Source organism: Betaproteobacteria bacterium (assembly GCA_016791345.1).
Classification (GTDB): Bacteria; Pseudomonadota; Gammaproteobacteria; order Burkholderiales; family JAEUMW01; genus JAEUMW01.
This window is the reverse complement of the sequence record JAEUMW010000201.1, coordinates 1-17,064: the sequence shown is the minus strand read 5'-3', so window position 1 is coordinate 17,064 and position 17,064 is coordinate 1. Positions and strand designations below refer to the sequence as shown.

The window sequence follows — 17,064 nt, the reverse complement described above, 5'->3', positions numbered from 1 at the left end:
GCGGCGAGTCGGGTGGAGGTCAACATTGCACGCGTGGCGGATCAGGCCGGAGACCGGCTGGAGATCGAGGTGCGGGACAACGGCAGGGGACTCGGCGCACCGGGCAGTGAGGCGCGCCCCGGCTACGGGATTCTCGGCATGCGCGAGCGCGTGCAGGCGCTCTCCGGCAGCTTCGTGCTGGAGGGCGCGGCAGGCCGCGGCGTGCGCGTGAAGGTCACGCTGCCGGTGAGCACAGCGTTCACCGCAGCGGGAGCGGGCGCATGAGTGTGGTGCCGATCCGGGTCATGCTGGTGGATGACCACGCCGTGGTGCGGATGGGGTTTCGCCTGCTGATCGAGGGCAGTCACGAGCTCAAGGTGGTGGCCGAGGCAGAGTGCGGCGAGGACGCCCTGAAGGCGTATTCCGAGGTGAAGCCGGACGTCCTCGTGCTCGACATCTCGATGCCGGGCATCGGCGGGTTGGAGACGCTGACGCGGCTGATCGCGAAGGATCCCGCAGCCCGCGTGCTGATGCTCTCGGCGCACGAGGACACGATGCACCCGCGCCGTGCCATCAAGGCCGGGGCACTGGGCTACCTCTCCAAGCGCAGCGCCGCCGAGGAACTGATCCAGGCCATCCGGCAGGTCTATCAGCGCAAGACGTTCATCGAGCCGGCGCTGGCGCAGCAGATGGCGGTGCAGCAGCTCTCGGGCGATCGCAGCCCGGTCGAAGTGCTGTCGGACAAGGAGTTCAAGGTCTTTCTCGCGCTGGCACGCGGCGAATCGGTGGCGGAGATCGCGGAGGTGCTGCACCTGTCGCCACGCACCGTCGGCACCCACCTGTACAACATCAAGCAGAAGCTCGGCGCCTCCAACCAGGCGGACCTCGCGATCATCGCCGTACGCAACCGGCTGATCGAGCCCTGAACGGCGGGAGCTGCGCCAATCTCATGAAAATCATGAGGCGGCTTTGCAGGATTTCCGCTGTTCCCCGGCGTCCTGTGACGCGATACTGCGGGCGTCTAGATTGTTGCATCCACCACCGAGGAGACAGAAATGGCCTGGACCACCCCCGCATACACCGATCTGCGCTTTGGCTTCGAAGTCACGATGTACATTGCCAACCGCTGACCTGTTCGCCACTTCCCAGGAGATCATGATGGCTTGGACCACCCCCGCCTACACGGACCTGCGCTTCGGCTTCGAAGTGACGATGTACATCTGCAATCGCTGAATTTGACTGGCTTCACGAGGGCTGCCCGCGGGCAGCCCTTTTTTATGGGTTGACGTCCCGCGAGAGGACGCAGCGAGGGGTAAGAAGATGAAAGAACAGGGAAAGGGAGGGGGCCCGCTGCGCGCGCGGCGCTCGGTGCGGGCCATCCTGGGGGCGGTCGTGTCCGTTGTCGCAGCGCCGGCCGGCGCGGACGACGCGGTGGAATCCTCGCCGGTGGTGGTGACCGGCACGCGCACCGAAGCGCGCAGTTTCGATCTCCCGATGTCGATCGACTCGATTCCGCAGGACGACATCCAGCGCGGCAAGCTCGACGTGAACGTCTCCGAGGTGCTGAACCGCGCGCCCGGCACCTTCGTGCAGAACCGCGACAATTTCGCCCAGGAGCAGCAGATCAGCATCCGCGGCTTCGGCGCACGCTCCCAGTTCGGCACGCGCGGCATCCGGCTCCTCGCCGACGGCATCCCGGCGAGTTCCCCCGATGGTCAGGGCAGCCCCGGCATCTTCGACCTAGGCTCGGCCGACCGCATCGAGGTGCTGCGCGGACCCTTCTCCGCGCTCTACGGCAATCACTCGGGCGGCGTCGTGCAGATCTTCACCGAGCCCGGACCGGCGCAACCGATCATGACGCCCTCCTTCACGTTCGGCAGCTACGACACCCAGCGTTACGGCTTCAAGTTCGGCGGCCAGGGCGGGCCGCTCAATTACATGGTCAACACCACCTACTTCACCACCAACGGCTACCGCGAGCAGAGCGCGGCGGAGAAGACGCAGGTCAACGGCAAGTTCGTCTACACGATCGACAATCGCTCCGCGTTCACCCTGGTGGCGAACATCTTCGACCAGCCCAATGCCGAGGACCCGCTCGGGCTCACCGCGCAGCAGGTGGCGCGCAACCCGCGCCAGGCCGACCCGGCGGCGACCCTCTTCGACACGCGACGCACGCTGCGCAACAGCCAGGTGGGGCTCATCTACGACAACCGGATCACCGACGAGGACACGCTGCGCGTCATGGGCTACTACGGCACGCGCAGCAACACCCAGTACCTGGCGATTCCGCTCGCGAACCAGAACGACATCCGCAGCTCGGGCGGGGTATCCACCTTCGATCGCGACTTCGGCGGCGGCAGCCTGCGCTGGACGCGCGTGCAGCCATTCTTCAGCGGCCCGCTCACGGTCACCTCTGGCGTCGACTACGAAACCGCCAGCGACTCGCGCCAGGGCTACCTCAACAACCTGGGCGACATCGGCGCGCTCAAGCGCAACGAGGACGACACGGTCGACAACTTCGGCGCCTATGTGCAGGCCGAATGGCAGTTCCTGCCGCGCTGGAACGCGAGCGCGGGCATCCGTTACAGCGAGGTGCGCTTCGATTCGAGCGACAAGTTCATCTGCGTGATCGTCGGCACGCGCTGCAGCGGAACGACCACCATCGTCGGTCCCGGTCCCGCGCAGCGCAACCCCGATGACAGCGGGAGCGCCACTTATTCGGCGTGGACGCCGGTCGGCGGCCTGCTCTATCAGCTCACCTCTGCCGTGAACCTGTACGCGAATGCGGGACGCAGCTTCGAGACGCCGACGTTCATCGAGCTCGCCTACCGCCCGGACGGCAGCTCTGGGCTCAACTTCAACCTGCAGCCGACGCTGAGCAATCAATACGAAATCGGCGCCAAGGCGTTCGTCGGCACCGGCACGCGGGTGAACTTCGCGCTTTTCTACATCGACTCCAGCAACGAGGTCGTGATCGCCCGCAACGTCGGCGGTCGCGCGGCGTATCAGAATGCTTCCGGCACCACCCGCAAGGGGGCGGAACTGCTGATCGACAGCGATCTCGGCGCGGGTTTCAACGGCTATCTCGCCGCCACCTATCTCAACGCCGAGTTCAGCGGCGATTTCGTCACCTGCGCCGGTCCCGCGCCCTGCATCCCCGCCACCGGCACCAACGTCGCCGTCGTGCAGTCGGGCAACCGCGTGCCCGGCGTGCCGGAATACAACCTGTTCGGATCGCTCACCTGGCGCTACGCGCCGTTCGGCCTCACCACCGCGGTCGAGGCAATCTGGAACGGCAACGTCTACGTGAACGACCTCAACACCGAGGCCGCCGCGAGCTACGCGATCCTCAACTGGTGGGGAGGGCTGCAACAGCAGTCCGGACCGTGGAGCTTCCGCGAGTTCGTGCGCGTGAACAATATCTTCGACAAGGAGTACATCGGCGCGGTGAACGTCGGTGACGCGAACGGGCGCTATTACTATCCGGCGCCGACCCGCAACTACCTGGTCGGGCTCTCCGTGATCTATCAGTTCTAGCGGATGGTCACAATTACGAGTCGATTCCGCCGAGGCCACCCGCGCGCATCACCTTGCTACTCCTGCTCGAATCCGTGATCCGAGAACTTGAGCGTTCGGCAGTTTTCGGTGACGGTGCGCACCACATTGTCCGGCGCTCCGGACGGTATCTCGGCTTGGATCTCCAAAGTCACTTTTACCGCCGCACCAACCAAGCCCGCCAGATGCGCAACGACTTCCTCGGCGATCCTACCGGCATCGCGCCCAACGCGGGCTGGATCTAGGGTCACCGAGCCGTGAAAGCGCTTTGCACGTGCATCCGCCGGATCTTGGTTTCCCTTATCGCCGTCCGGTTCGATCCGGGTCCTTGTTTTGTTATCCGACGGATCTTGCGGCGGCGTACTGGGTGGGGATTCCGTATCAATTTGTCGTAGGGCAACGTCTGGCCTGACGACGAGTACGGACGAGTCTGATGTAACGTTGACCACCTGCCCGGCGCGCAGGCCGCGATATCTGCCCGCTGCCTCGTCGTAAGTCTCTGCACATGCGAAGGTGTCGGTGCGCCACGTAAGCAGTGCGACGCCGTCTTGTATCGCTTGTACCAGCACTTCCGGTCCGACAAGGCGGGGCAAATAGAGATAACGCGCGAAGTCATCCACTAACTGCTTCACCGGGACGTGATCTCCACGACGCCAAAGAACATCGTCGAGATGTTTGCGCAGGATTGTCGAACCGAGGGACGCTACCAACAGTTCATCACCGCGCAGCTTCCGGCTTGCGCGAACGGCGAGCGCATCGGAGGCCGTCAACCGGATGGCCTGCCACTCGACCGGCGCTTGAGGAGTCTTCTGCTCGGGCACCAACACCCACTGATAAGTCTCCGGCAGTCGGGCATTCACAGCGCCGTCCGCCGATTTTTTCTGCATTTCTGCTTGCCGCCTCTGATGTTCATCCAGATTGAGCGACTCTTTTTCCTCCAGGACGGACGACCACGCGAGGTACTTCCGCAGCGCCTCGTCGAGATCCTGCAGGCGCACGCGATCGGCCGCCAGGAACACCAAGGTGTTGCGGTAGAGTCGCGGCGTATTGCCACGCGATTCGAGAATCGCCTTCGCCGCGACTTCGGCAGGACTTTCCGGCTCCTTGCTGTAAGGATGCTCCGCTGGTAGTACTACAAGGCGGGCGTCGGGATCGTCCGGCACATCCGCACTGGATCGGGGTAGGGCATGCACGCGAGGGAAGTCACCCATCTTCCGGAGATCCGCGCGCAGACGCAGATCCAGTTCGTGAGCGACTTTGTCCGGATCACGCTTGAGTTGTTCAGCTCTATCCTCCGCCAGCTTCGTGACCGTCGGCTGTGTCGCGTACCAGGCACGCGGTCCGTCCTGGTAGAGATAGGTTGCCGTCGCGGCGAGCCTTCGAAGCGCATCGCCGAACACGGCAGGTGACTCACCCGGCATGACGCAACCGAGCTTCACGCGTCGATCTTCTAGTCCCCGATGTGCTGCATCTGCTGTGGGCGCGGAGCCGAGATAGATAGTGCGCGCCACTCGACGGGTGGCGTGCAGCTTGCCCAGGTTCGGGATTTCGGCATCGAGCTTGAGCGGCAGGGAACTGGGGCCATCCACGTCGCGCTCGATGATCGGTACCCAGTTGTCCGAGAGATACCGTGTCAGCTCGAACTGGACACGTGGGTCGTCGATCGGGACGGTCGATGGCAGGATCAACGGGTTTCTGTCGCCTTTCTCCCACAGGCTGTGGATCACCGCCGCCATCAGCCGCAGCACGCCCCGCGTGCGCTGGAATTTTATGAGTGTCGACCAGTCCTCGTAGAGGCGGTCGAAGATCTCCGGGTGGATCGGGTAAGCGGCCTGGATGCGTTTTTCATAATCGCTACCCTTGCACTCCGGGGGAAACTCCGCGACTTGGGCGTGGTAGAGATCGGCGAAGGCGCGAGCCGTCACATCGCGTTGCTTGAACTGCTCGCCATCGAGTGACTCGAAGAGCCGTCGCCGCACGATTTCGAAGCCCTCTTCGGCGGTGGCCGGACGCCACGATGACTCCAGTCGCCCAACGACATTGCGCAGCCGATCGAGCGCTTCCCGGCCGCGGACACCGCCGACTTCGACGTCATCGGCCTGGGCGTGCGGTGAAGCCTGCATGTCCGAAGCGGGCAGTGAGATCACGAGAAGGCAGTTGCGCGCTGCCTTTGCCGATTCGGTCAACGCCTGCGCAAACGTGAACATAGTCTCGAAGCTGCCGGCAGGCAGATCACTCTGATCGTGAAGTTGCCGGGCATAGGCGACCCACTCATCGATCAGCACGAGACACGGACCGTACTCGAGGAACAGTTCCCGAAGCACATCGCCTGGGCTGGTTGCCTTTTCGTCATCCTGGGCGATGCGCGCGTAAGCCTGCCTGCCGCCGAGCTGGTAGGCGAGCTCGCCCCACAAGGTACGCACCACGGTTCCGTCGGGCTTGGTCACCGGGTTGCCGGGGGAGATCTTGTTGCCGACGAGCACTACGCGCCGCGCGCTCGGCAGACTCTTCACGCCGGCTTCGGCCATTAACTCATCTACGCCTGCCACCTCGCTCGGGTTTACGCCGGAGAAGAGGTGATAGAGCGCGAGCATCGAATGCGTCTTGCCACCGCCGAAGTTCGTCTGCAGCTGCACGACCGGATCACCACCCTGGGCGGAAAGCCGCCGCACGGCGCCCACCAACATGCGTTTCAGACTCTCGGTCAGAAAGGTCCGGCGAAAGAACTCTGTTGGCTCGCGGTATTCATCGCCGCCTTGACCGAGATGGACTTGCCAAAGGTCGGCCGCGAACTCGGCTTGCTGATAACGGCCGCTCGCCACGTCGGCGTGCGGCGTCACCACTTCGCGCCACGGCTTCAGCGCGCCGGTCGCCGCGGCCTCGATCAGGGAGCCCCCGACCTTGCGCTTTTCACCCCGCACCTGCTCGTCGTAGACCAACCGACGCAGCTCCATCTTCATCCTGCCCACATCGTCGGCTTGCGGTGCCGAGACGGCCGTCAACAATCGCCCTGCCGAGTCGAGTGCGCGGTCGGCGTCGTCGCTGCTGAACGGTTCCTGGTGCGCCCACTTGTTGCGCCAGTCGCGAAGCTCCTGCACCAGCGAACGCTCCGCCGGACCGAGGATGCGGCGGAAAACTTCGTTCCACGACTCCCACAGCAGCTTGAGGAGCGCCGCCGCATCCCATTCCGCGATCTGCTTTCTGGCGAGCAGGCGGTCGTCTCCCACGAAGCGACCCGCCTCCGAAAGAGCCTGGCCCTTGTAGAGGTTCCGGAACTCGCGTTCGACGAAGGGCGCGAGTCCTTGCCGGAGCAGTTCCATCGCCTTGCCGATGCGTTCGTGGTTGGTGATAGCCATCGATTAGCGCTCGTTGGTTGTTGGATCTCTATCCAGCCCGACAGCGCCTTCTCCACACTCAAAGGTACGTGTAGCGACGTCGACAGCCCAGACCCGATCGATTTCGACTTCGGTGGCATCCAGCGCGGTCTCGTACCGCGCGATGACGCCAAAGGGAATCAGGCGGGCAAGCTCATCGCCGTCTGGTGGCAGCGCGAGTGCGGCACGCCGTAGCAGTTCCAGCAGCATCGAAAGGTTGTGCGTCCGAGGGAATTCGATGCGGTGAAGGGACAGCACCGCCTTCAACGACTTCTCGACCGCTTGCTGGGCATGAAAGCCCAAGATCCAGGCCGGCGCGTCGACGTCCTGTGCGAGGCGTCGCGCGACATACAGGTCGTCGGCAGCTTTGCGCATCAGCGCACGGGCAAGATCAGCTGGCGAGTTCAAGTACCTTCCCCTCGTTCGCGGCCCGGTAGGCGACCGTGTTCGGTATCGCTCGCTCGCTCTCGTAAGCGCTGCGGCTCATCACCACAACGTCCGCCGGCACCAGCCGGCGTCCGAGCAGCGTTGCAAGTCGAACCGTTTCTGCCGCGCGGTTCGCCACTTCCGGCTCGATCACCAGCAAATCGATATCGCTGTCCGCCCGCGCGTCACCGCGGGCGTGTGACCCGAACACGATGATCTGTGAACCCGAAGGCAGCGCTTGGCGCAAGCATTCCAACGTTTCGCTTATCCATGTCCGATTCATCGTTCAGCCTTCCCGTGCAACCAAGCGACGGCAGCCTTCATCCGGCGACATGCTGCGGCTCCGCCGTGCGCACGACTTCGTCTCGGAAATACCGACTCAAGTCCTCTGCGGTCCGCAGATCGACCTTGCGCCCGCCCGGCAGTTGCGACAGCTCGATCTCGATCTGTGCCATGTCCAGCAGCGTCGGCCGCGCTTCGGGGGGAAACTCCACCAGCAAGTCGACGTCGCTGTCCGGGCGTGCCGTGCCCTTGAGCGTCGATTCGAATAGTGACAATCGGCGGATGTGATGCCGCTCGCAAAGTTGCTTCAACGCAGGATCATCGACAGCCAGGCTACGCCTCATCCCTCCGCTCCGTTGGACTGCTGTTGCGGCGCTGGTGTCCGCGCCGCCACGACGCGACGGATCATCTGTGCGACCGCCGGCTCGGCGTTGACCGGGACGATGCGTATCTGCGGATGCGCCGCGGCAAACACGCGAAACATTTCGTCCGCAAACGCCTGCCCGATTTCCGAGATGCCGGCGAAGTCCAATTCCACGCGCTTGAACCGTTCGAACCGATTCGCGACACGCTTGGCCTGAGACCGCGACACGAGCTTCTCGCCTTCGTACTGCGCCAGGCGCAGCGGCACGACAGTCTTGTCGAAGCTGTATTCCTCCGGATCGGTGAACGCATCGAACACTTCATGCATGCGCCGTGGGCTATCGTTGGCAAGTCGCATGCGCACGCGCGTGCCTGGCGTATCCGCTGCCTGCTCCGCGATTGAATCCTCGGTACGCGGCGCGTGACTGAGGCGCAAGTGGTGCGACTCGATCTCGAAGAAGTCCAGCGCCCGCGAAGTGAAGAAGATTCCCTCGCCCGTGTGCTGTTCGGGTGCCGTGGTGAGCTTTCCCTTCGCGAGCTCGAGGATCGCCTCGCGGGCGTCGTGCAGACCGAACACGCGCTGGATTTTCGCGAAGATACCCTCGCCTTCATCGGCCACCACTACGTCGGTATACAGCGCGTTCTTCTGCACGCTGACGTGCACGTCGGACGCGCCCGAATGGTCGATCGCATTGTTGATCATCTCGGTCGACGCGTAATGCCAGATGTCGCGCACGTTCTCCGCGAAGCGGGCGACGACAGGCGCGATCAGCTCGCGCCAGACCAGATCCTCCTGCAAGCCTTCGCGGGGGTAAGTTTGTTCTGCCTCGGCCAGAGTCCTGAGCCGGTAGACGCGAGCGCGCGTCGTACCCTCAGCCTCGATGGAGCCCTCCCGTGCCATCGACTGGAGATAACCGTTCGCCACTTGGCGCGACAGGCCGAATTCGCCGGCCAGGCGCGCAGCGACACGGTGACCACCGCCCGAGATCAGTTCCAGGGCGCGCCTGCGAATTGATTCTTTGTCAATGCCCATCTCATGTATTGTGAAGGAAATGGGTCACCATTGACAGTTCCAGAGGGGAGAATTGTAAGAAAACTGATCAGTGACGAACCTCAGCTCGTCATTCCGGGGCCGTGTAGCGGAACCCGGAATCCAGAAACGGAGCCGAGAATCTGCTGGATTCCGGGTTCTGCCTTGCGGCAGCCCCGGAATGACGGCTTTCGGTCCACGGCCCGCACACGAGCTGAGGTTCGCCACCAATCAGCAGAAAAAATCAACCTTCCGCTTCGTCGAAGAGCTCCGGCTCGCGGGACGTGGCCGACGCTGGGCCTTCGCGCGCCAGCCGCGCGATCTCCGGCCAGCTTTGCACGAGACCGTTATAGGCGAGCGCTTCGGACGCGCGCTTCTTCCGCTCGCACAGTGTGTAGAGCCGGTAGGCCAACTCACGGGCGGTTTCGGACTTCGCGCCGATCTTCGCCACCAATTGAGCCGCCGCGGTCTCTCCGCCCGCGCCCAGCGCGCGTATCAAGTGGTGGACCATCTCCCAGACCGTGAGGCGGCTGTCGCTGGCAGGGTCCCAATCCTCCGGGAGCTCGTCGGGTTTCAGCAGACGTACCTTGCCGCCCTTCGAGGCCACGATACCTGCCTCCTTCATTCCGGCGACGCTGGTGTTGCGTGCTGTGGCCAGCGTCTCGGCCACGCCGTACTCGCCCTCGGCGAAGCCCGACTGCTCGAACCAGGTGAGCGCCCAGCGGCTGTCGGCGTCGAAGTCGCCCTCCTGCTCGGCCAGCGCCTCGTCAAGGGTTTGGAAGATGATCTTCAGCGCCTCGCCGACGTTCAAAGTCTTCCCCTCAGCGTCAAGCACCCTTGCGTAACGCGTGTACACAGCCATGCCTGGGCCAATCGCGGCCATCTGAAGGTCAACCGGTGCAATGCTGCCGCGCTGGAGGTGTGCGACTGCTACGGGCAGCTCGGCCTTGAGCGCGGTGACGAACTCGCGGCGCGTGGCGGTGGGCGCGGAGGCGGCGCGCGGACGGCAGACGAGGACGATGCTGGAGGCGAGGGCGTTTGAGTCCATGCCGCGCATGCGGCCCTCCCCCTCCGTACTCATCGGCCACGTGCCGGTTAGCGTGAAGCCGGCACGGATCACCGCTTCGAGGAAGGTCTCCCACCCAGTGCTCGCGGTGCCTTCGGTGGCGTCGCTCTCGGACTGCTTGTAAGCGTAGTAGACGGTAACCGGAAAAGCCGGGTGCGCTTGCTCGACGAGGCGTTGCATCGCCTGCGTCATACCTCTCAGAAAGTAAGTCTCCGCCTCTTGCTTGCTACCGTGGCGGTAGGGTGTAGCGACCAGCTCTTCGGCCTTCGGTGCGGCGACGGTAGCGAACAGCTCTGGGAATACGGGCTTCAGCGACCGCCGCAACCACACATAGAAATAATCCGACAAGTCGGCATACGACACGTTGTCGTAGTAGGGAGGGTCGGTACTCAGAAGAAATGCCTTCCTCTCATCCAATGCGATCTGCGCACCGCCCTGCATCGCAAATGCACTAGCAAATGGCGTTGCCACATCAAGGTAGTTGCTCACGGACTTCGAGCAAGTCACAACATCAACGCTAGACTTGCCCAGCGGGTTGCCTTCGGCGAAGTCCCAGGTCATCGCCAGCGCTTGCCGCGGCATGCAATCGCGAAGGGCGTTGTCTTTTGGCAGCCATGTGGTCAAGCTGGAACCGTAATAGGCGATCCGATCGACAATACAGGCAAGGTAAACGGATAGCGCTTCGGCATATCCCGTCGCGCCCGTGCCACCGCCTGCGAGGGTCCCGCCGTCGTCGGCGAGCCCAGCGGCCGCCGCGTCGCGTTTAACCCGATCACGTGCTTCCTGTATCAAGTCGGAGACGGTCGTCAGGGCCACGAGCTGACGATGCGTGAAAAGGTCGCGCCATCGCGTCATGCCGTACTCCTGGATGCGGAATCCGAGCGCCTTTAGGGGAAGCTGTGTTTCAGGCGCATTTTTCGGCTTGGCGCTAAGCGCAATCGCTTCCATCGCCCCAGTCGGGGAGATATAGACTCGCCTGCGCTCTCCCTCGGCAACGATCGCCATGAGCCGCGCACCCATCCGGCCAGCCTTTGCCTCAGTTCTTAGATACTCGAACGGTATCGCCGTCCCAGACATCAGGCACAAGAAGCTGCTACCGCTGCCGCCCGACTTTGTGCCGCGGTTCGTCGCCGGAGCATTCTTCGGCTTGCCTGTCTTAACTGTGAAGCGGTAGCCCGCACCCTCGACCACTGGTTCGACATACGCCTCCTTGCCCGCCTTGGAGGAGAGCATGAAGGTCGAGGCGAGCGGCACGTCGACACTTGCGAACGCAGGGTTCGGGCTCTTCACCGTTCGCGCCCAGAGCCAGGCGATCACGGTGAGTCTCTTGCCGACGTAAGCCTTGAGGTCGGGGCGGTCCTTTGCCATCTCGGCCGTCACCTCGATCTTCGGGTAGAGGTAGCCGATGCGCTTCTCGGCCTCGTCGCGCATCCACTTGCCGTAGAAGCGAACGTCCTCGGCGAGACCTTGTGCGCCTTTCCATTCGCGTGTGAAGAGGCCGTTGTCCTGGCGCGCCTCGGGGTTCACTGGCGGCTTGCCGGTAAATTTGGGCGGAATCTCGATCATCGCCTTGTTGATCAGCACCGCGACCGGGTTCAGGTCGCGGGCATGGCTCTCGAGCCCGAGCCACTGCGCGGATAGCGGTAGGCTGCCACTTCCCGCGAACGGGTCACAGAATGCGGGCAGCTTATGGCGATCGAAGAGTTCCTTTGCCTGCGGATGATCGGCGAACTCCGTACATACCCGCCGCCAGCTGTGCCAGATCTCGTTGCGCGCCGCCTGGAGTACCCTCTCGTTGTTGGTGTTCTCCCACTTCACGAGGTCCTCAATGATGCGGAAGAGTCGCTCGCGCTCCTTGTCCTGTTCCTTCTGCGTCTTGAACAGATCAGGATTCGCTGACGGGTCGTCGACCATCTGCGCAAATATTACCGCTCGCGCCGCCGCCAACGGTCTTTGCGCCCACCACTTGTGGAATGAAGTCGGCCAGCCCTTCGGCGCTTTCTGTTTCCGATGAAGCGATTCCTTGTTAATCGCCTCGAGCGGGAGGGCGACTTCGATGAGCTTTTTCTTGTAGGTCACGATGGCATACCCGATCTCGCGATGAGTTCGGCAAAGTCATAGTTCACACTGGTGACGCCGAAATCCGGCTCGCGGTTGAATGGCCGTCGCACGTAGTGCACCTTGTGGTTTTCGCTTTCCATGAACTCGACGACGGCGAGGATGTAGTCGTCGGGTTTGTTGAGCGAGTAGAGGATCTCATTCTTCGTCACGGTGATGGTGTCCGCGCCCGAGACCCGACCCTTGACCTCGATGAAGCGCAGTCTTCCGGTGTCGGGGATGGCGCTTTCGATGTCGTAGCCGAGCTTTTCGAATTCGCGATCGACCGGCTCGTAACCGAGACTGCGCTCGATCTCCATGACGATGGCGCGGGCGCGGGCGGCGCTGGCCTGCGTATCCGTCGGGGCCGCGGGTGCCGCAGTTTCCCTTCCGGTCATGGAGTTGATCAAGCCGATGGGCACAACCAGCAAGCCTCCGAGAACCACGGGTGGCAGCGGCGAGAGCTGCGCTTCGAGCTTCAACTCTTCGAGGCGCTTCTGCAAACGACCTTGCAGGAGGTCGGCGCGCTTGCGAGCCTCCTCGGAGTTGAGCTTGGCATTGGGGCGGCCGGCATGTTCCTGGAGCTTGAGCTCCTGTGCCCGGTGATCCCAATCGGCGATTTCCTTGGTCAGCCGATCCTTCACCGCCGCTTCGGTCTTGGCCACGAGCTCCAGCTTGCGGCCGCGCACTTCGGTTAGGTGTTCAGGCACGACGTTGCCGATGGCGTAACCCTGCGCCTTCTTCTCCAACTCGCGGGTGATCCACTGGCACTCGACTCGGTCGAGAATGGCATCGCAGCCCGGTTCGCCAGCTGCCAACGGACGGTAGTCGAGATAGGGCGCGTACTGAACGTTGCGGACTACGCCCGTCGCATCCATCTCGACGTAGAGCATGCGCTTGGAGACGACGCGGCGCTCGCCAGCGCGGGTCATGCCTGCGTCCTGGATGGCGTGCTCCAGATAGAACAGCACGCGTGGCGCGGTGCCGGGGTCGCGCTCGTCGACCAGCACGGTGCCGCGTTTGAGCAGATCACGGTTGCGCGCCAGGGTGAGATCGATGACGGCGTCGAGCAGGGGGTGGCCGGGGCAGACGAACGCAGCCAGCGGCTGCCCCTGCGGGGCAACCAGCGCCTTCTCGAAGGCGATGCGCTCGTAGCGCGGCAGCACGGGTTCACCTATGCCAATGAGGCGGTCTCGGTTGCGCACCGTCGCCGGGACATGCGTGACCTCGTAACGGCGCGGCTCGCGCTGCTTGGCGCTGCCGCCAAGAATTCGAAAGGCTTCATGGAAGAAGGATTCGATGTAGTGCGGCTGCAGGCGGCGCGCGTCGGCGCGCTCCATGTCCGCCCGGATGCGCTGCACCTTGCTCGCATCCATGGCGTCGTGGGCGAGCGCCCGTTCTTCCAGCAGATCCTGGAGATGGCCGCGGTCGAGCGCGTGTTCCAGCACCTTCGTCAGGCGCGCACGCACTTCCGGCTGGTCGCCGTAGCGGATGGCCTCGATCAGCAGATCCCGGAGCGCCTTCCCTTCGAATTCTAGCCGGCCGAGCACGTCGAAAACCTGGCCGCCGAGAGCCTGACGCGCCTGTTCGAGCTTTTCCAGCAGCTTGCGATAGACATCGCCCTCGCGCGTTTCTTCGGCCACCAGATTCCACAAATGGCAGACCTCGGTCTGGCCAATCCGGTGAATGCGCCCGAAGCGTTGTTCGATCCGGTTCGGGTTCCAGGGCAGATCGTAGTTGACCATGAGATGCGCCCGCTGGAGATTGATCCCTTCGCCCGCCGCGTCGGTGGCGAGCAGCACCTGAACCTCGGGGTCGTGCCTGAAGGATTCCTGGACCTTCAGGCGATCCTCGCGACCGATGCCGCCGTGGATCATGACCACCGCCTCCTTGCGTCCGAGCAGAGTGGTCACGCGTTGTTCGAGGTAGTTGAGCGTGTCGCGATGCTCGGTGAAGATCACCAGCTTCTGGCGGGGTGAGCGCTGCGGTGGCGGGATCTTGCCGGCTCCGTAGGGCGCATCGGACTCGGCAGCGTGGTGGGGCGCGACGGTGGCGTTTGCCAACCCCGCGGGCGTGAAGATCTCGCCGAGCAGGCTCGCGAGCTCGCGCCACTTGGTGTCCCGGCCGCTGCGGCGTACCGCCAGCGCGTGGGCTTCCAGTTCCTCGAGCGTCTCGATCTCGATGCGCAGCTCGGCGATGGAGCGCGCAGCGGTCGCTTGATCGAGGATCTCTTCCTCGGCCGCTTCGACTTCCTTGTCCGGTGCGTCCTCCAGATCCTCGACTTCTTCGGTGTCGAGGGCGGACGCCATGGGTGGAAGGATGTCGCCAACTCGGCCGCCCCGCTGCAGCAACTCCAGCTCGCGCAGTCGGCTTTCCAGCCGTTCGCGGCGACGGCGCAGAGACTGGTAGATGGCTTCGGGCGAGGATGCCAGCCGGCGCTGCAGGATGGTCAGCGCAAAGCCGACGGTACCGGCACGCTTGTCGTTCTCCAGGGCCTCCGCGCGATTGAACTCCTCGCGCACATAGTCGGTGACGATCCGGTAAAGGTGAGCTTCCGCGTCCGAGAGCTTGTACGGCACCGTATAGGCGATGCGCTCCGGGAAGAGCGGCGTGCCGTCGAACTTGAGCAGGCGCTCCTTGACCATCCGACGCATGAGATCGGACACGTCCGTCGCGTGGACGCCGTCGCGATAGCGCCCCTCGAAGCGATCGCCGTCGAGCAGCGCCATGAAGAGCTGGAAGTCCGCTTCCTTGCCGTTGTGCGGCGTGGCCGTCATGAGCAGGAAGTGACGCGTGAGCGTCGAGAGCAACTGCCCCAGCCGGTAGCGCTTGGTGTACTTGGTCTCGCCGCCGAACACGGTGGCCGACATCTTGTGGGCTTCGTCACAGACGACGAGGTCCCAGCGGCAATCGGGCGCCTGGAGCTTGAGTTGCACGTCCTCGTTGCGCGAGAGCTTGTCGAGGCGGGCAATGGCGAGGTTGCTTTCGAGAAACCAGTTGCCGGTGCGTGCAGCCTCGAGCTTGTCGTTGGTGAGGATCTCGAACGGAAGGTGGAAGCGACGATAGAGCTCGTCCTGCCACTGTTCGGCCAGGCTGCCGGGACACACGACGAGGCAGCGCTGCAGGTCGCCGCGCGCGATCAGCTCCTTCATGAGCAGCCCCGCCATGATCGTCTTGCCCGCGCCGGGGTCGTCGGCGAGCAGGAAGCGCAACGGCTGACGCGGCAGCATGTGCTCGTACACGGCCGTGATCTGATGCGGCAGCGGCTCGACCACGGAGGTGTGCACCGCCAGCACCGGGTCGAACAGATGGGCGAGACGGATGCGCTGCGCTTCGGACACCAGCCGGAACAGAGCGCCGTCGCCGTCGAAGCTCCAGGGCCGGCCCTGCTCGACGATCGCGAGCCGCGGCTCGTCATGGCGGTAGAGCAGCTCGTTCGCGACCTTGCCGGACGGTGTCTTGTAGGTCAGCTCCAAGGCTTCCGAGCCGTACCACTGGACGCTGACGACCGTTACCGACGCATCGGGGAGGATGCCCCGAATGGCCGCATTGTTCTGGATGTCTTCGAGCTTCATGCGGTGAGATCACAAGATGGTAGTGAAGAATTCCAGAATGCGCTGCGGCAGCCACCCGGTCCGGCCCGGCCAGGGTCCGCTGCAGAATCCGACGTGTCCGCCGTGCGCGGGATATTCGAGCGTGACGTGCCGTGATATCTCGCTCGTATCGGCCAATGCCGATTCCGGCAGGAACGGGTCGTTGCGTGCGTTCAGCACGAGCGTCGGCACCGCGATGTGCTTGAACCACGGCTTGCTGCTCGCCTGCGTCCAGTAGTCGTCCGTGTCGCGGAAGCCGTGCACCGGGGCCGTGAAGGCATCGTCGAACTCGCGCAGCGTGCGCGCCTGCATGACCTGCCGGCGATCGCAGAGGCCGGGGTGACGTTCGAGCATCCCGAGCACCTTCGGCTTGAGCGAACCGAGAAAGATGCGGGCATAGAGGCGATTGAAGCCGCGCCCAAGCGCGTCGCCGGAGCTCACGAGGTCGAACGGGGCGGAGACGGCCGCCGCACCCGCCACCATCGGGTCGGCGGCACTGCCGCGTTGGCCGAGCCATTTGAGCAGCACGTTGCCGCCGAGCGAGACGCCGACGACGTAGAAGGGCGCGGGGCCGCTCACCGCCTTGAGGCGCGGCAGCACCCAGTCGAGTTCCGCCGTATCGCCGGAGTGGTAGGCGCGCGGCAGCCGGTTCGGCAGTCCGCCGCAGCCGCGAAAGTGATAGACGACGCCGCGCCAGCCGCGTGCCGCCAGCACGCGCATGAGGGCGATAGCGTAGTGGCTGCGCGAGCTGCCTTCGAGGCCGTGGAACAGCACGGTGAGTGGGGCATCGGTCGCTCCGTCGATCCAGTCCGTCGCGACCTCGTCACCATCCGGTGTCTCCCAGATCTCGCGCCGATAGGCGAGCACCGGCTTGCGCAGCAGGGCAGGGTAGATGGTCTGCAGGTGGGGACCGGGCAGCCACCGGGGCGCGCTGTAGGGAGCCCGCGACGAGGCGACAACCGTCGCCAGTGGCCCGTCGGATTCGCGGCGCATCGCGCCTGCTCAGTGCAGCACGGTCGGCGGCGTCTCCTCCGCGCGTGCGAGTTCGCGCACCGCCGGCGATGCGTGGTGCACCAGCATGCGCCAGCCGCGGTCAGTCTGGATGTAGATGTTGGTGGCGACGATCGGACTGACTGGTTGCGACTGGCCGCTGACGACGACGTTCTCGTGCAGGCTGTGGACGGCGATGCGCACGCCACGCAGGTATTGCTGCCCGGTGAGCTGGAAGTGCAGGTTCGGGCCGCCGGCGAAGATCTCGCGCCAGGAGTCGCGCACCTCGTCGAAGCCGGCGAGTCGCGG

14 protein-coding genes are annotated in these 17,064 nt (G+C 64.3%); 5 read left to right on the top strand and 9 right to left on the bottom strand.

What is annotated here, in order from left to right:
- Positions 1–12 precede the first annotated feature (12 nt).
- From JNK68_07685 to JNK68_07665, 5 genes are all read left to right on the top strand, one after another.
- The gene (locus tag JNK68_07685) at positions 13–264 is read left to right on the top strand and encodes a hypothetical protein (GenBank protein ID MBL8540238.1); all 252 of its coding nucleotides are present in this window, start codon (positions 13–15) and stop codon (positions 262–264) included.
- A complete protein-coding gene (locus JNK68_07680) occupies positions 261–905 on the top strand; it encodes a response regulator transcription factor (GenBank protein ID MBL8540237.1) in 645 nt (214 codons plus the stop codon). The genes JNK68_07685 and JNK68_07680 overlap by 4 nt, the downstream gene beginning before the upstream one ends.
- 129 nt (positions 906–1,034) lie before the next feature.
- Positions 1,035–1,109, top strand: a complete 75-nt coding sequence (gene pqqA / locus JNK68_07675; GenBank protein ID MBL8540236.1) for a pyrroloquinoline quinone precursor peptide PqqA — start codon at positions 1,035–1,037, stop codon at positions 1,107–1,109.
- Positions 1,110–1,137: 28 nt separating this feature from the next.
- Complete coding sequence (pqqA, locus tag JNK68_07670; GenBank protein MBL8540235.1) at positions 1,138–1,212, top strand: pyrroloquinoline quinone precursor peptide PqqA; 75 nt, start codon at positions 1,138–1,140, stop codon at positions 1,210–1,212.
- Positions 1,213–1,299: 87 nt separating this feature from the next.
- Positions 1,300–3,516 carry a TonB-dependent receptor gene (locus JNK68_07665; GenBank protein ID MBL8540234.1) on the top strand — a complete coding sequence of 739 codons (2,217 nt, stop codon included), beginning with the start codon at positions 1,300–1,302 and terminating at the stop codon, positions 3,514–3,516.
- 56 nt (positions 3,517–3,572) lie between these two features.
- On the opposite strand, the gene JNK68_07660 is transcribed toward JNK68_07665, so the two are convergent.
- The 9 genes from JNK68_07660 to JNK68_07620 form a co-directional block, all read right to left on the bottom strand.
- Entirely contained in the window at positions 3,573–6,890 is a 3,318-nt protein-coding gene (locus JNK68_07660; protein MBL8540233.1) for a DUF499 domain-containing protein, read from the bottom strand.
- A gap of 3 nt (positions 6,891–6,893) precedes the next feature.
- Positions 6,894–7,283 carry a HEPN domain-containing protein gene (locus JNK68_07655; GenBank protein MBL8540232.1) on the bottom strand — a complete coding sequence of 130 codons (390 nt, stop codon included), beginning with the start codon at positions 7,281–7,283 and terminating at the stop codon, positions 6,894–6,896.
- A 16-nt stretch (positions 7,284–7,299) separates the two neighbouring features.
- Positions 7,300–7,617 carry a nucleotidyltransferase domain-containing protein gene (locus JNK68_07650; GenBank protein MBL8540231.1) on the bottom strand — a complete coding sequence of 106 codons (318 nt, stop codon included), beginning with the start codon at positions 7,615–7,617 and terminating at the stop codon, positions 7,300–7,302.
- 37 nt (positions 7,618–7,654) lie between these two features.
- Positions 7,655–7,960 (bottom strand): nucleotidyltransferase domain-containing protein, encoded by a 306-nt coding sequence (locus JNK68_07645; protein MBL8540230.1) that lies wholly within the window; start codon positions 7,958–7,960, stop codon positions 7,655–7,657.
- Complete coding sequence (locus JNK68_07640) at positions 7,957–9,012, bottom strand: DUF4325 domain-containing protein (protein ID MBL8540229.1); 1,056 nt, start codon at positions 9,010–9,012, stop codon at positions 7,957–7,959. Before JNK68_07640 ends, JNK68_07645 begins: the two co-directional genes overlap by 4 nt.
- Positions 9,013–9,253: 241 nt before the next feature.
- A complete protein-coding gene (locus tag JNK68_07635; protein ID MBL8540228.1) occupies positions 9,254–12,154 on the bottom strand; it encodes a DUF1156 domain-containing protein in 2,901 nt (966 codons plus the stop codon).
- On the bottom strand, positions 12,151–15,747 hold the full coding sequence (locus JNK68_07630; GenBank protein MBL8540227.1) for a DUF3883 domain-containing protein: 3,597 nt from the start codon (positions 15,745–15,747) through the stop codon (positions 12,151–12,153). The genes JNK68_07635 and JNK68_07630 overlap by 4 nt, the downstream gene beginning before the upstream one ends.
- 9 nt (positions 15,748–15,756) lie before the next feature.
- Positions 15,757–16,758: an alpha/beta fold hydrolase gene (locus JNK68_07625; protein MBL8540226.1), complete on the bottom strand. Its 1,002-nt coding sequence runs from the start codon at positions 16,756–16,758 to the stop codon at positions 15,757–15,759.
- A 9-nt stretch (positions 16,759–16,767) separates the two neighbouring features.
- The coding region (locus tag JNK68_07620; protein ID MBL8540225.1) for a nuclear transport factor 2 family protein at positions 16,768–17,064 on the bottom strand (297 nt) is incomplete at its 5' end.